This window comes from Mesorhizobium norvegicum (assembly GCF_004919685.1).
In the GTDB taxonomy this organism is placed as follows: Bacteria; Pseudomonadota; Alphaproteobacteria; order Rhizobiales; family Rhizobiaceae; genus Mesorhizobium; species Mesorhizobium norvegicum.
Map to the genome: position 1 here is coordinate 1 of NZ_SMYZ01000245.1, position 217 is coordinate 217.

Consider the following 217-nt stretch of genomic DNA (forward strand, 5'->3'; position numbering starts at 1 on the left):
GGTCGATATGGTCGGTGGCGAGCCGGCCGAGCGAGGCTTCCACGGCCTCGCTTATATGCTCGGGCCGGCTATCGGTGCCGACCTGCTTGCCGTTTTCGATGCGGAAGCCGAATTTTGTGGCGATGGTCACATGGTCGCGCTTGCCCTTCAACGCCCGGCCGAGCAGGGCCTCGTTGGTGTAAGGACCATAGACCTCGACACCGCCGAGGTCTATGGT

At 63.1% G+C, this 217-nt stretch carries 1 protein-coding gene; it reads right to left on the minus strand.

Going from position 1 to position 217, the window contains the following annotated elements; translation table 11 throughout:
* On the minus strand, positions 1 to 217 hold a 217-nt coding region (locus FCU66_RS40935; RefSeq protein WP_136625542.1), incomplete at both ends, for an aldo/keto reductase.